Source organism: Vibrio sp. S9_S30 (genome assembly GCF_014694455.1).
GTDB lineage: Bacteria > Pseudomonadota > Gammaproteobacteria > Enterobacterales > Vibrionaceae > Vibrio.
The window spans coordinates 1-13,049 of the sequence record NZ_JAAUWT010000012.1 but is presented as its reverse complement, the minus strand read 5'-3'; the positions used below and the strand labels follow the sequence as shown (position 1 = coordinate 13,049).

Sequence of the window (13,049 nt, the reverse complement as noted above, 5' to 3'; positions counted from 1 at the left end):
GTAGCTTCTCATTAACTTCGTAGCTTCCTTTTAGCTCGCTCGCTTATCACAGCGAAACGGGCTGCCCAGATATCCTAGACGCATTGGCAGCTTCCGCAATCACCAATGCGATCTCGCCATCGTACCCACTGCATAAAGGCGCTGTCTTTCTTTCGAGCACATCCACAAAGTGCTGCCATTCAACTTGATAGGCTTTTTCGTACCTTTCTAGAAAAAAGGGCTGAGGTTTCGCGGATTGCACACCACACTCATCCCACTGCTGAACGAGATTTTCGGGCAAGTTTACAACGTTTAATACGCCTTCACTTCCATGCAATTCGACACGTTGATCGTAGCTGTATCCCGACCGACGACTGTTGATGATCGTAGCGGTTGCCCCAGAAGGAAATGTCAAAACCGTTACTGCCGTATCGATATCGCCGGCTTTTCCTATCGCCTCATCCACCATACAACTGCCGTGAGCCATAACCGAAATGGGATCTTCACCGAGAATAAATCGTGCCATATCAAAATCGTGTATCGCCATGTCTCGGAACAAACCACCAGAGACTTTGACATATTCAATGGGGGGTGGCACAGGATCGCGAGAGGTGATCACTAACGACTCAGCCTTACCGATTACACCTTTAGAATACTGTTGTTGCAGTGCCGAAAAATGAGGGTCATAGCGGCGATTAAACCCCACCAGCATAGGGACTTGATGAGCCGATACGATCGCAAGGCATTGACGCACTCGCTCGATGCTTAAATCTATGGGTTTTTCACAAAAAATCGCCTTATTCGATTTCGCTGCAAGCTCGATTAAGTCCGCATGGGTGTCCGTTGCAGAACCAATGCAAACCGCGTGAATGCTGGGGTTTTCCATCGCTTCTTTTATCGACATCACTTGCGCGTCGTATTTCTCTGCCAACATGCGAGCGCCCTTTTCATAAGGATCGATGATCGCAGTAAGGTTCGTCTTTGGGTGCAATGAAATGTTGGCGGCATGCACCTGACCAATGCGGCCGGCACCAAATAGAGCAATGTTAAACATGTTTTAATCCGTCTTTTTATATTCGTCTGTATTAACCCACTGATGGTCTTTTTCCCATGAAAACAACCATTGTCTTACAGGACCCGCCATCACATTTAAATAGTAGCTGTCGTAGCCGGCCACCGTCGCGACAGGGTGATACCCCTTAGGAACCTGAACAACATCGCGATCATAAACCGCCATGGATTCATCCAAAGAACGATCATCGGTGTACACTCGCTGAAAGCAAAATCCTTGCTCCGGATTCAACCGGTGGTAATACGTTTCTTCTAGCAAGGTTTCATTTGGTGGGTTGTCTTGATCGTGCTTATGGCTGGGGTAAGAGCTGGTGCATCCCTCGTCGGTATACACTTCAACAACCAGCAGGCTGTCAGCCGGTTCGGTATCGGGCAAAATGTTGTGCACAAACCTTTGATTACGCCCATTACCACGATGTTCTGAACCGATATCCTCGGGCGAGATCAATCGAGATGGATACGTCCCCTTACTGGGTGCACGGCATATTGCCAACTCCAAATCGGTTTGCGCTTCAAACACACACCTATCTCCGCTAGAAATGTAGACAGCATAAGGTTTGAGCTTGTCGAAAGGCGACATTCTCTCGCCGATTTCTCCTACGCTTTTTCCTGCTAACATCGCGGTGGCTTTGCCTGAAACCAATACAACACAAAGCTCTTGTCCTTCCTCGGCTTCAAAACATTGAGCTTGACCCGCGTTGAGTTGGACCACGTCAAAACCAATGTATGTCCAACCTGCCGATTTAGGCGTAATGTGCTGAATACGGTTCTGTTCGTCTCGACTTCTCCGCTTAGAAAGTAAATCAGGCATCCATTTCGTCTCCACAAAACTGCACAGCTTCTTGGGTAAGCTTTTTGTTATTGATTACGTCGTTGTCATGTACAAAAGGCGTCGACAGTCACCAAGGGCTTACCGCTCAGTTCAACCATAACAGCCTAAGCCATGATGCTGTGCTGGACCACCCTCACTAGAAATAAATATTTCACATAAACACAAAATGAAACAGTCAATTCAAAAAGTGGTGTATAAAAATGTGATGATTGGCTAGAATTTAGCCGCATGTGTACGTAAGAACGAACAATCACACCGTGCACGACAGGGAAAATCAAAGGATGATCGATCTCCATCGGAAGACGCACGCGAATAACCTTCTCGAATTTTGATGGGCTTCTCACCTTAAAAATCACACTAACGTTTTAACATAAAGACACAACACTAAGAACTTAGAGAAAAGGGAGAAAGCCAATGTACTCGTACTCTAAACTTCCCATGTTTGCGAGCAAAGACAATCTCAGCCTAGATGATTTTATTGCCAGTCGAATGCCCGCTTTAGAGTTCGAACTCAAATGGCCCTCTGAGTTACGTCAAGGCATCGTTATTTACGATGCTCATCACATTGATACCGAAAACTGGGTGTCGATTAGAAATGAGCTGGCAAGTATCTTTCTTATGGGTGGGGGCATCGCTGTTATTAAGAACTTTTTCTCAGACACTCAAATCGTCGATAAAATGAGCTGTGTTTTTAATGACATTTTGGCGTCCGAGCTGGGGTTTGGCGAAGGCGATCATTTCGCCCAAGCTGGTGCCACAGCGAACGGACGCATCTGGAATGTGTTTCAAAAAAGTGCATTAGCTAACCCAGACGTGTTCATTCATTACTACAAAAACCCATTACTTAAGTTGGTTTCCGAGTCTTGGCTTGGGGCAAACTACCAACTCACCGCTCAGGTGAATATTGTTCACCCAGGTGGTCGCGCTCAGCAATCACACCGCGATTACCACCTAGGTTTTCAACACGCAGAAGCGCTGAGCCAATACCCAGTGCACGCCCAACAAATGTCCGCATTGCTCACACTGCAAGGTGCGATCGCACACAGTGACATGCCGCTTGAAAGTGGACCAACGAAGTTATTACCTTACTCTCAACATTATTCTTTAGGGTATATCGCGTGCAGAGAACCCGTATTTCAGCAGTATTTTGAAGATCACTGTGTGCAACTGCCGCTCTCTAAGGGGGATGCCCTCTTTTTTAACCCTGCTATCGTGCATGCGGCAGGACAAAACGAGACACAAACTATTCAGCGCTGCGCTAACTTACTGCAAATATCCTCGGCGTTTGCAAAACCGATGGAAACGGTAGATTTAGCCACCCTATCGTCTACCCTCTTCGATAATCTTAATGCGCTTTGGCAATCAGGGAGTCTGACCGAATTGGAGAAAGACGCCATTCTTACGGCGTCTGCGGATGGGTACGCCTTCCCAACCAATTTAGATACAGACGCGCCAGTTGGCGAATTGGCTCCACAAACCATGAAACAGTTGCTCAAATCGATATTAGATAATCACGGGTCAAAACAACACTACCAAGATGCATTGATTGCTCACGCCAAAAGGCGCAAAGCCGAACCTGAGAAATGACGTTAGATGGCGTCACTGCGATTTTGTTTTTTGACTCAATTTGTCGTGTCACAAACGTTGGCTTGAAGATGAATAAAACGTATGATCCGCCAACACTTTTTTATTCACCACTTTTATGAATACTCAACACCATAATCCTTTACATGGCGCGGCTTGGATGCTTATTGCCGGAATGGCTTTCGCTATCGTGAATAGCCTCGCGCAAGTGGCAAGCATCAACTTTGGCTTGCCTTCCACAACCGTTGCACTGATCCAGTACGGCATTGCGCTACTGGTTATTCTTCCCTATTTACGAACACTCGGCATTCGCCAATCGCTTAGAACCCAACATTTGGGTTGGCATGCAATGCGTGTTTTCCTCTCCGTTATTGGGATACAACTTTGGCTGTGGGCACTGGCTTACCCCGTCCCTATTTGGCAAGGTATCGCACTGCTTATGACGTCGCCACTTTTCGCCACGGTGGGATCGGGCTTGTTCCTCAAAGAAAAAGTCGGCGCTGCTCGCTGGTTTGCCACGTTAACGGGCTTCGTTGGGGCGATGATCATTCTTGAGCCCTGGGCAGACGATTTTAGCTGGGCGACGTTATTACCCGTGGGAGCGGCCTTCTTTTGGGCATGCTATTCCATCATGGTAAAAAAGCTGTCGGTGAACGATCCCCCCTCCACCATGGTTGTATACCTTCTCTTACTGATCACCCCGTTTAATCTCGTACTGGCTATTCCTGACTTTGCCATGCCTAATACATTAAATGTATGGGCAGTATTGATTGCCGCAGGCGCAATGACAGCACTGGCGCAATGGGGCATTGTTAAAGCCTATGCGGTTGCCGATGCGTCGTTTGTACAGCCGTTTGACCATGCTAAGCTGCCTTTAAATGTGCTGGCTGGTTGGATGGTATTTGGCTGGGTTCCTCCCGGTCGGTTATGGCTTGGCGCGGCCATTATCATTGGTTCGGTCGCCTTTATTACTCACTGGGAAACCAAAAGATCGAACGAGCCAATGCGTTGAATGTACTCGCGATTAAGTGACTATGCTCGTGCTTGAGAATGACAGGACGAGCATCATTTGTGATAAATTTGTGAGTTTTCTGTGAGTTAATCACCCAAAGACTGAGCGTATAGTCGTGATGACTTTTATAACGACCCGCGAGGTTTTCGCATGAAAAAAACCCTCTCTATGGGCATGTTGTCATGCCTGTTGTCCTACTCAGCCATTGCAGATAATGGTCTTGTTACCATGAAAAGCAATTACAATGTCGATCAAACAACTCAGAACCTCATTACCGTTCTTGAGAAAAAAGGCATGACCCTCTTCACCCAAATCAAGCATGATGAAGGGGCAGAAAAAGTGGGCATGACACTCAGACCCACTCGCCTCGTTATTTTTGGTAATCCAAAAGTCGGGACCCCACTGATGAAATGTAGCCAAACGGCTGCCATTGACTTGCCGCAGAAAATGCTGATTTGGCAAGACGAAGCGGGAGACAACTGGCTGTCGTACAACAACCCCGACTACTTCAACACTCGTCATGGATTAGACCGGAATTCAGATGAACAGTGCGCAGAAGTGATGGGCAAAGTAAAGCAAGCATTAGCCAATTTTGCTAAGGCAGCCACTCAATAGACGCGAGAAACAAACCCCAGTCATCGGTACAAAACACTACGCCCATTGATTCTATTCAATGGGCGTGTATGTATTAGGATATGTTGACCTAGCTGTGAGGAACCTACTTTAAACAGTCACTCCCTTTCGTCATCAACCGCTTTAGTTCTCGATAGTCCGTAAACTTAATGTTGTTCTCTTTAATCGCGTTATCCAGCGAACCCTCCGTCCAGACTCGATATTCATCAAACCGAAGCTCTGCATCTCGGAATTGCTGTTTTGCGCTATCGGTACGACGTGCAGGATGAATCGCAACGTGATGAAGAGCCGGTTTGGCCTTGTCAAACATGTCTTGGTATTGAACTTGGCTTAATCCCTCATCCAATAACCTATCTGTGGGGTTGTAGTACATCCAGAAGACGTCTGGAGAGAAATACCCTTTCCATTGTAAAGTAGCCGTTCGGCTCCGCTGTTCACGCTGACTCATCCAGTGATGCTGAACAATAATGGGCAGTTTGTAGTGCTTGGCAATGCTTAGGGTGACATCCCAAAAATCGTCTCGATACGCCCAATACAGCATGTGGAAATCGAGATGGGTCACGTCGAGCCCCATCTCCAATGCAAGATCAATTTGCGCTTCCAACTCCTTGCGGACTTCTTTGATGTTCGCGTGTTCGGCGAGCTCCTCTCCCGTCGGCCACATGAAGCCTTTTTTGTTGTATAACGAGGGGACTTCTTCTTTACTGAGCAAGGGGCTCCAACTATTGGCTTCTTGCCACTCGTTGGTTAACGTGAGGTGCAGCCCTACTGGCGCTTTATTGTTGATGGCATAACGTGCAGAGAAATTGAAATTTGGCGTTGGCACCATCAAAGAAAAGGTCTGAACAATGTCCTTTTCATACATGTCAAACACGGCCTTATCCATATCTGGGTGCATCCCAATATCGTCAGCGTTAATCACAAAAACCGTGTCTTGCGCATCGAAGCCTATGCACTGGCTTACTTTGCTGGTATCGGAGCACCCACCCAGCAATAGCGCCGCTCCTATCACACTGCCCCATAACTTAGCCATTTTCCACCTATATCTATTCCGGTTTAAACCAAAATATGCCACAAATTCAATATGTGGGGTTTGACCTAAGTTTTGATTCTAAGGACTTATTGAGCAGCTTGATTAGAACATCCGAGCCACATCGCATTTGAACCCAAGGAATCCCAAAATACTTGGGCAAAAAATACTTGTGCAGAAAAAATTGATCTTGGGATCAACGGGTTATTGATTAGAACGGGCTATTAATTAGAACAGGCTATTGGTTAGGCTGTTGATTCACGAATATCAGCTCGTTTGTGTTAAACCCTCTTGATTTGGACATCTCGATAAATTTATCTTTAACTTCTTGGCTAACGTCAGGTGAACGAGACAAGAGCCAAAGGTAGGAGTTGTCTGGCCCAGAAACGAAAGCGTAGTCGTAACCTTTTTTTTCCAGTTCAAATACCACGTAAGAACCGTAAAACGGACCAAAGAATGACACCTTTAAATAGCCTTGGTCTGCGCCCTCTACAAAGTAGGCTTTGCCCTCGGCTTGGCTCCACTCTTTATCTTCAATGGAATACCCTCGATTTATCACACGAATACCGCCGTCTTCGCGCCAAGAATACTCCGCCGTTACCTGCTCCAAGCCACGCTCAAAGGCGTGATCCAACCTCGCAATTTCATACCATTTCCCTAAATACCGTTCCCCTGCAAACTCTTGCACAGGCTGAACTTTATCTGGCATGCCTAAACAACCGCTCAAAAACAAAATGGATAACACCGTGCCGATGATTCTCATAGATCCCCTAAGACTGCTCTAGCCAATAAAAAAATAGACTGAATAAAAATAGACTTACCTTTCTACGAATGAATTTCAATTTTGGATTTCACTGAATTCGCAATGAAGCAGTTTTTGTGGGCTACCGCGTGCAGCTTTTGAATTTGCTCTGCGCTCGGGATTTTGTCGCCGGAAAAAGTCACGTCGGGGTTTAATGAGACATTACTGATCCACTGCTTCCCGTTAACACCTTCCGACAATGTTCCAAACGCTTTGTCTTCGTAATGCTCCACCACATAGCTCCGTTTGGCGGCAATCGCTAAAAAAGCCATCATATGGCAACTCGATAACGTGGCGACATACGCCTCTTCGGGGTCAACAGCCGATTCTTCGGATAACGGGGGTGGAATAACCAAGGGAGAAGAAGACGCTTGCACGCATATTCCACCATCAAACTCCCAAGTATGCACACGGCAGAATTGGCTATCTGTAAACGTTTGATTGTTCGGTTTTTGCCAACGAATTATTGCGTGATGAATGGTCATTCTGTCGAGTACACGTTGAGAAAAAACAAAGTGTACTCAAACTGATGGACGGTTTCTCGTTTGACCTTAAAAATTTTGATGGTCGTCTTCGGTGCGCTCAACAACGGTAGTTTGGGCAACTGGGAGTTTGGGCAACTGGGCATCGCGACCTAAATGCGGCACAAAATAGATTAATCTGTCATGTAAATGTTGCAATCATTCGTGCCACGATATACACAATCGTTTCCTTTTTCGCTCAGCACTTTATCTTCACTATCCATCGCTTTCCATTCATTGTCAGTTGAAGAGTGCCCCTTCTCGACAAACGTGAATCGTGACTCTTCCGATTCCTCACTTTCCCATATTGCCCCTTCATGGTTATCCCCTGCTTCCCTTTCTCTATAACAATTGGCGCTGGTAGAAGCATATGAGTTTCGAGCACAAGAATCATAAAGGATGGAATTAGCGTGAGCGAGTGAAGGCGTTTGACTGCTGATCATTAGTATTAAAGCAGCAAAAAGATTTCGGTTCATTTGTTTAATTAAAAGTATCAATACAACGTAGAGACTGCATTCTATAAATAACAACGCTTGGGTCAATGTTTTTTAACGTTACTGTCTTTGTGGTTCAAAAATGAAAGTAGAATGAGGGTTTTGTACCAATATTTGTACCCATGTATAGGAACATTTGAGGGTTGCCCCAACAACGTAACGATATCAAGCTCCTCTCTTTGTTTATCACAAGTGCGAATGGGTGAACACTGCGGGACTTAATCGAGCACGATAATGTCTTCTAAGATAGGGTGGAATTGTGCCTTTAGAGAGTCGTGTTCTGGGTTTTTCCAATAGTTCTGACGCCCTTCTTCACCTGAAAACGTCATTCCAAACTATTTCGAACAAATCCTATCGTGCGGAACGTGTGTCGCTAGCAAACTCGGACATGCGAATTCCAATTGTACGTCATTTATGGTTAATGTTTGCTCTAGGCAACAGAGAGTTGGGTTATTACACAAGAAAGGAGAACTTGAATGGACAAAGTAGCCATCGTGACGGGTGGAGCAAGCGGCATAGGATACGCCATTGCACAGTCTTTAGCGTCCGAGGGAATCCGAGTGGCTATCGCGGATTGGAATGAGAGCGAAGGCAAACAAGCGGCTTCTGAACTTGGGGGCGAGTTTTTCGGCGTTGACCTCTCTCGGGAAGCGAACAACAAAGCGCTTGTCGATCACGTTCTGTCCACATTCGGCAGAATCGACATTTTAGTGAACAATGCAGGGTTTCAGCATGTCAGCCCAATAGAAACGTTCCCTGAAAATGTGTTGTCTAAGATGATCTCTGTGATGCTCACCTCCCCTTTTCTGCTCACTAAGTACTGTTGGGCACCAATGAAGGCCAATGGTTGGGGCAGAATCATCAACATTGCTTCGATTCATGGTCACGTTGCTTCGCCGTATAAAGCCGCCTATGTGACCGCAAAACATGGATTGGTTGGACTAACCAAATCTTCCGCACTAGAGGGCGGTGAATGTGGCATTACCGCGAACGCTATCTGCCCTGCCTATGTCAAAACGCCTCTGGTCGAAAAACAAATTGCCGACCAAGCTGCTCATCATAATTTGGATTACGATTCTGTTGTACAAGAGATCATGCTGAAAAATGCCGCGATAAAAAGAATGATAGACCCCGAAGAGATAGGAGCGATGGTGAAATACTTAGTCAGCGATGCAGGCAGATCAATAACAGGCTCCAGTTTATCCATCGATTTAGGGTGGACAGCGCAATAAATGCAATGAGTGAATGGATAACGACTACAGTGTTTTTCCTAAGCACACGGAAACCTCTCTCCCAACATATTTCCCATACGCTGGAATATTGTGGTATCCGTGTTTTTTGTAGAAAGAAACCGCTTTTGTATTTACTCGCCTCGTAGACAGCAAAGTCGAACGATACCCTTTGCTGAGTGCGCATGACTCCAGTTCACTCAACAGTAGTGACCCTAGCCCCGGTTTCGCGGAGTACATACGTTTTATTTCGCAGGCGGATTCTGAATGATAACGAAATCCGCCGCACACAGTGGGTTCACCATTTAAATACCCCACAAGATACCCATCTTTTTCAGAGTTAAACGCTTCTGCCTGAAATGAACTCTCGCCGCTGTCACTCGTAATAGAAGTTAGGCTCTTATTTAGTTCCTTCACTAATGATAGGAAATCACGATCGTCCGGCGCGACATGTTTGAAGCGAAGTCTTGTTGTTCCAGTATTCATTATGCTTCCATTCGTTTAAATACTCGATTGTATACAGTTCGTCTTTCTTAGGATTTACTGAAACTAAAACAGAACATTGTGGAGCAGTCCTGCACCGATAGCCATAGCCAAAATCACAGCGATAAAAGAGACAACTAGGGTATTTTTAAACATCGATTTTAGCAAAATGATTTCCGTTAGGCTGGCTCCGGCACTGCCGATGATCAATGCCATTACCGCGCCAAGCCCCATGCCTTTGGCAGCCAATGCCGCACTGAGGGGAATAACCGCTTCAGCACGAATGTAGAGCGGAATGCCAATGACAGCCGCAACGGGAATGGCTAACGGGTTATCTTTACTTGCCACCCCCACGATGAATTCTGTCGGCATAAAACCATATAGGACTGAACCAATGGCAATGCCACCAATCAAGAAGGGAAATACCTTTTTAAAATCGTTCCACGTACTATGCCAAACTTGCACCCATCTGCTTTCTGGTTTCTTGCTCTCACTACACGTTGTTCCACACCCTTTCGAAATTGGCGCATCATAGACTTCCGGCTTGATGTACTTTTCAAATCCGAATTTTTCGAGGGAATACCCCGCTAACACAGACACCCCCATGGCCACTGAGAAATACAATATTGTCACTTGATAACCCAATGTGATCGCAAACAATCCAATAATAATGGGGTTCAATAGCGGGCTAGCAAATAGAAATACCATCATGGTGCCAAAGCCAGCTTTGGCTCTTAGCAGCCCCTTTAAGAATGGGATCGTGGAGCATGAACAAAAAGGGGTGACGGCCCCTAAAAACCCTGCTACCACATAACCTTTACCATTTTTGCTGCTCAATATACTCCGGATCTTTTCTGGGGAGATGTGCATTTGAATCACCCCAACCAAATAGCTAATAGCAAGAAACAGTATGGTGAGTTCAACCATCAAAAAGACAAACATGGATAACGTGTCTTGCAGAGCGAGCGAATTTATACCAAACATCATTTAAATCTCCATATTTCTAGAATATTCGAAATATATGCTTTGCCAATAGAATGATCAAGATATTTCTAGTAATATCGAAATATAAAATTTGAGAGGAAACTCAGTGGACATCGAAATCGTCGCAAAGTCTCTGAAAGAATTGGGACACCCAACAAGGCTAACCATTTACAAAAGTGTTGTAAAAGCAGGATATAAAGGCATTGCGGTTGGAGGGCTGCAAGAAAGCCTCGCGATCCCCGGCTCTACGCTTTCGCATCATATATCGGGTTTGGTTTCAGCCGGTTTACTCACACAACGCCGAGAAGGCAGAACGCTTTATTGTGTTGCTGAATACGAAAAGCTTCGCGGCGTGATCAGCTTCTTGCTCGACGAATGCTGTGCCGATGAAAAGGAGGAGTGATTTTAGGCAAGAACGGGGGACAGGAAGAACGCGAGGCATCTAAGAAGTAAGCTACCCAAATCGCTGCACCGCTTTCTTCCAGATCACCACTTCCTTCCACATCACTGCTTTTTACAAGCGCGTCATGAGTCTAGCTGCTTCGTTCTCGGTATGTGTTTCTTTTTTGGCTTTACTCCAGCGATGGCTGAGAGCATGGGGGGCATCGGATGCAATCTCATCTTCTTTTTGTCGAATGGCATCAATATGTGTACTTAGATCTTTCATCGGTGCACGAAAATCGACCACGTATTCAATCCGTTTTTTTAGTGCACCGTATCGCCGCGCCACTTGCCGATGAGTATCGGCTTTTTCCGAAAGACGTAAAAACGTTTGCAAGTAAGCAAATAAAGCAGCGGATGTTCCGACGACTGGTGATAACCAAATAGGCTTTACATTGCTGGCGAAAATCAAAACAGACGACGCCGTCGTTAATACAATCAATACAACACCAAGCAGCAAATGATAACGCCCATAAGAAATGGCTGTGTAGCTATGGGCCAGTTGTGCCCTCTTGCACCTCGCTCGCCATTTGATCAATGTTGCCATTTGACCATCATTTAAATTCTTAACCATAAACGCCACCTGAACCATTCTGAGCATTCAGCTTCCTTGCCAACAGCAACTCTATTGAGATGAGTTGCGGGATTAAAAGCCAGGCTCTTGTTTTTTCATCAAATTATGAAAATAGATCACCAGTATCACTCATCCAATCCCATATTATTAACAAGAAATATACTGTATATAAAAACAGTATTCCACCAATGATTTTGACTGCTTGTCTTCCGTGTGAATATTTTCAAGGTACAGAAAGCAGCACAATTTCACGCCACCTAACGCCTAAACAGAGGACATTTGAATCGAGGTGAGAGAGCTAAGGTAGAGATGGCGAATCAAACATGTTTAAATTGGTGCAAAATGAGGGTTCGTTATCGCGAAGCCTATAAAAAATAGATACCTTATGTCACACAAGGTCTCACCAGAGGATACAAGAATAATGAAAGTCATCAGCTTCAACATAAATGGTCTGCGTGCTCGCCTTCACCAACTGCAAGCATTAATCGACAAGCACCAACCGGACGTCATCGGTCTTCAGGAAATTAAAGTTCATGATGATGCGTTTCCTTTGGAAGATGTGGAAGCCATGGGCTACAAAGTTTACTACCATGGCCAAAAGGCGCATTACGGTGTCGCGATGCTGTGTAAACAAGAGCCGCTCGACGTCAGAAAAGGCTTTCCAACCGATAATGACGATCATCAGAAACGCATGATCATGGCGACGTTTGAAGATGAAAATGGCGAGAAAGTCACGGTACTCAATGGCTACTTCCCACAAGGTGATAACATCGAACACGAAACAAAGTTTCCTTATAAAGAACAGTTTTATAAAGATTTGATGACCTACCTTAACGAGCACCATACCAATGAAGAACAAATCATTGTGATGGGCGACATCAACATTAGCCCTATCGATTTGGATATCGGCATCGGCGAGCCGAATCGTAAGCGCTGGCTAAAAACAGGGAAGTGTTCTTTCCAACCTATCGAACGTGAATGGCTGCAAACGTTGCTAGATTGGGGGTTTGAAGACACATTCCGCAACTTACACCCTGATGTCGAGGGTAAATACTCTTGGTTTGACTATCGCTCTCGTGGGTTCGATGACAACCGAGGTCTGAGAATTGACGTGGTGTTAGCCACACCTAACCTAGCGAAAAAATGTATTGAAGCGGATATTGATTACGAATTGCGCGGAATAGACAAACCATCTGATCATGCGCCTATTTGGTCTGTTTTCAAATAAGAACGAAAAACCCCGCAGCCACTTGCTAATGCCGCTCGCTTAACAGCGTGCGGCTCTTTTCTTATGTGGATACCGGGGAGCCTTATACAGAACAACCCGAGGAAAAGGCTTCCTCTTTCTTTTCTTGGGTAAAATGAGTCGCTTACCACTTT

General features: G+C 45.6%; 16 protein-coding genes. 6 read left to right on the top strand and 10 right to left on the bottom strand.

Annotated elements, in window-relative coordinates; genetic code table 11:
• Positions 1 to 46: 46 nt before the first annotated feature.
• Together iolG and iolB are read right to left on the bottom strand one after the other, a co-directional pair.
• Positions 47 to 1,033 (bottom strand): inositol 2-dehydrogenase, encoded by a 987-nt coding sequence (gene iolG / locus HC752_RS14905; protein ID WP_190335969.1) that lies wholly within the window; start codon positions 1,031 to 1,033, stop codon positions 47 to 49.
• A 3-nt stretch (positions 1,034 to 1,036) separates the two neighbouring features.
• Positions 1,037 to 1,861 carry a 5-deoxy-glucuronate isomerase gene (iolB, locus tag HC752_RS14900; protein ID WP_190335968.1) on the bottom strand — a complete coding sequence of 275 codons (825 nt, stop codon included), beginning with the start codon at positions 1,859 to 1,861 and terminating at the stop codon, positions 1,037 to 1,039.
• Between the two features lie 435 nt (positions 1,862 to 2,296).
• Here iolB and HC752_RS14895 point away from each other — a divergent pair, with 435 nt between their 5' ends.
• The 3 genes from HC752_RS14895 (at position 2,297) to HC752_RS14885 (ending at position 5,093) form a co-directional block, all read left to right on the top strand.
• Positions 2,297 to 3,469, top strand: a complete 1,173-nt coding sequence (locus HC752_RS14895; protein ID WP_190335967.1) for a phytanoyl-CoA dioxygenase family protein — start codon at positions 2,297 to 2,299, stop codon at positions 3,467 to 3,469.
• Between the two features lie 115 nt (positions 3,470 to 3,584).
• Positions 3,585 to 4,478 (top strand): DMT family transporter, encoded by an 894-nt coding sequence (locus HC752_RS14890; protein ID WP_190335966.1) that lies wholly within the window; start codon positions 3,585 to 3,587, stop codon positions 4,476 to 4,478.
• Positions 4,479 to 4,628: 150 nt separating this feature from the next.
• The gene (locus HC752_RS14885; protein ID WP_190335965.1) at positions 4,629 to 5,093 is read left to right on the top strand and encodes a DUF302 domain-containing protein; all 465 of its coding nucleotides are present in this window, start codon (positions 4,629 to 4,631) and stop codon (positions 5,091 to 5,093) included.
• Between the two features lie 103 nt (positions 5,094 to 5,196).
• On the opposite strand, the gene HC752_RS14880 is transcribed toward HC752_RS14885, so the two are convergent.
• The 5 genes from HC752_RS14880 to HC752_RS14860 form a co-directional block, all read right to left on the bottom strand.
• Complete coding sequence (locus HC752_RS14880; RefSeq protein ID WP_190335964.1) at positions 5,197 to 6,144, bottom strand: polysaccharide deacetylase family protein; 948 nt, start codon at positions 6,142 to 6,144, stop codon at positions 5,197 to 5,199.
• Positions 6,145 to 6,379: 235 nt separating this feature from the next.
• Positions 6,380 to 6,904, bottom strand: a complete 525-nt coding sequence (locus HC752_RS14875) for a lipocalin family protein (protein ID WP_190335963.1) — start codon at positions 6,902 to 6,904, stop codon at positions 6,380 to 6,382.
• A gap of 62 nt (positions 6,905 to 6,966) precedes the next feature.
• The gene (locus HC752_RS14870; protein ID WP_190335962.1) at positions 6,967 to 7,428 is read right to left on the bottom strand and encodes an OsmC family protein; all 462 of its coding nucleotides are present in this window, start codon (positions 7,426 to 7,428) and stop codon (positions 6,967 to 6,969) included.
• 170 nt (positions 7,429 to 7,598) lie between these two features.
• Positions 7,599 to 7,907 carry a hypothetical protein gene (locus HC752_RS14865; protein WP_190335961.1) on the bottom strand — a complete coding sequence of 103 codons (309 nt, stop codon included), beginning with the start codon at positions 7,905 to 7,907 and terminating at the stop codon, positions 7,599 to 7,601.
• Positions 7,908 to 8,176: 269 nt separating this feature from the next.
• Positions 8,177 to 8,287 carry a Dabb family protein gene (locus tag HC752_RS14860; protein ID WP_190335960.1) on the bottom strand — a complete coding sequence of 37 codons (111 nt, stop codon included), beginning with the start codon at positions 8,285 to 8,287 and terminating at the stop codon, positions 8,177 to 8,179.
• Between the two features lie 147 nt (positions 8,288 to 8,434).
• On the opposite strand from HC752_RS14860, the gene HC752_RS14855 reads away from it, so the two are divergent.
• Positions 8,435 to 9,190: a 3-hydroxybutyrate dehydrogenase gene (locus tag HC752_RS14855; RefSeq protein WP_190335959.1), complete on the top strand. Its 756-nt coding sequence runs from the start codon at positions 8,435 to 8,437 to the stop codon at positions 9,188 to 9,190.
• A gap of 24 nt (positions 9,191 to 9,214) precedes the next feature.
• On the opposite strand, the gene HC752_RS14850 is transcribed toward HC752_RS14855, so the two are convergent.
• Together HC752_RS14850 and HC752_RS14845 are read right to left on the bottom strand one after the other, a co-directional pair.
• Positions 9,215 to 9,673: a GNAT family N-acetyltransferase gene (locus HC752_RS14850; protein WP_190335958.1), complete on the bottom strand. Its 459-nt coding sequence runs from the start codon at positions 9,671 to 9,673 to the stop codon at positions 9,215 to 9,217.
• A gap of 63 nt (positions 9,674 to 9,736) precedes the next feature.
• Entirely contained in the window at positions 9,737 to 10,654 is a 918-nt protein-coding gene (locus HC752_RS14845; protein ID WP_190336104.1) for a permease, read from the bottom strand.
• Between the two features lie 106 nt (positions 10,655 to 10,760).
• Here HC752_RS14845 and HC752_RS14840 point away from each other — a divergent pair, with 106 nt between their 5' ends.
• Positions 10,761 to 11,057, top strand: coding sequence for a metalloregulator ArsR/SmtB family transcription factor (locus tag HC752_RS14840; protein WP_190335957.1), 297 nt, complete (start codon positions 10,761 to 10,763; stop codon positions 11,055 to 11,057).
• Between the two features lie 111 nt (positions 11,058 to 11,168).
• On the opposite strand, the gene HC752_RS14835 is transcribed toward HC752_RS14840, so the two are convergent.
• The gene (locus tag HC752_RS14835) at positions 11,169 to 11,669 is read right to left on the bottom strand and encodes an SLATT domain-containing protein (protein ID WP_190335956.1); all 501 of its coding nucleotides are present in this window, start codon (positions 11,667 to 11,669) and stop codon (positions 11,169 to 11,171) included.
• Between the two features lie 421 nt (positions 11,670 to 12,090).
• On the opposite strand from HC752_RS14835, the gene xthA reads away from it, so the two are divergent.
• On the top strand, positions 12,091 to 12,897 hold the full coding sequence (xthA, locus tag HC752_RS14830) for an exodeoxyribonuclease III (protein WP_190335955.1): 807 nt from the start codon (positions 12,091 to 12,093) through the stop codon (positions 12,895 to 12,897).
• The last annotated feature ends 152 nt before the right edge of the window (positions 12,898 to 13,049 follow it).

Excerpts from the sequence above, each read along its gene's own strand:
- iolG (WP_190335969.1), bottom strand. The coding sequence starts at position 1,033 with ATGTTTAACATTGCTCTATTTGGTGCCGGCCGCATTGGTCAGGTGCAT.
- iolB (WP_190335968.1), bottom strand. The coding sequence starts at position 1,861 with ATGCCTGATTTACTTTCTAAGCGGAGAAGTCGAGACGAACAGAACCGT.
- HC752_RS14895 (WP_190335967.1), top strand. The coding sequence starts at position 2,297 with ATGTACTCGTACTCTAAACTTCCCATGTTTGCGAGCAAAGACAATCTC.
- HC752_RS14890 (WP_190335966.1), top strand. The coding sequence starts at position 3,585 with ATGAATACTCAACACCATAATCCTTTACATGGCGCGGCTTGGATGCTT.
- HC752_RS14885 (WP_190335965.1), top strand. The coding sequence starts at position 4,629 with ATGAAAAAAACCCTCTCTATGGGCATGTTGTCATGCCTGTTGTCCTAC.
- HC752_RS14880 (WP_190335964.1), bottom strand. The coding sequence starts at position 6,144 with ATGGCTAAGTTATGGGGCAGTGTGATAGGAGCGGCGCTATTGCTGGGT.
- HC752_RS14875 (WP_190335963.1), bottom strand. The coding sequence starts at position 6,904 with ATGAGAATCATCGGCACGGTGTTATCCATTTTGTTTTTGAGCGGTTGT.
- HC752_RS14870 (WP_190335962.1), bottom strand. The coding sequence starts at position 7,428 with ATGACCATTCATCACGCAATAATTCGTTGGCAAAAACCGAACAATCAA.
- HC752_RS14865 (WP_190335961.1), bottom strand. The coding sequence starts at position 7,907 with ATGATCAGCAGTCAAACGCCTTCACTCGCTCACGCTAATTCCATCCTT.
- HC752_RS14860 (WP_190335960.1), bottom strand. The coding sequence starts at position 8,287 with ATGACGTTTTCAGGTGAAGAAGGGCGTCAGAACTATTGGAAAAACCCA.
- HC752_RS14855 (WP_190335959.1), top strand. The coding sequence starts at position 8,435 with ATGGACAAAGTAGCCATCGTGACGGGTGGAGCAAGCGGCATAGGATAC.
- HC752_RS14850 (WP_190335958.1), bottom strand. The coding sequence starts at position 9,673 with ATGAATACTGGAACAACAAGACTTCGCTTCAAACATGTCGCGCCGGAC.
- HC752_RS14845 (WP_190336104.1), bottom strand. The coding sequence starts at position 10,654 with ATGTTTGGTATAAATTCGCTCGCTCTGCAAGACACGTTATCCATGTTT.
- HC752_RS14835 (WP_190335956.1), bottom strand. The coding sequence starts at position 11,669 with ATGGTTAAGAATTTAAATGATGGTCAAATGGCAACATTGATCAAATGG.
- xthA (WP_190335955.1), top strand. The coding sequence starts at position 12,091 with ATGAAAGTCATCAGCTTCAACATAAATGGTCTGCGTGCTCGCCTTCAC.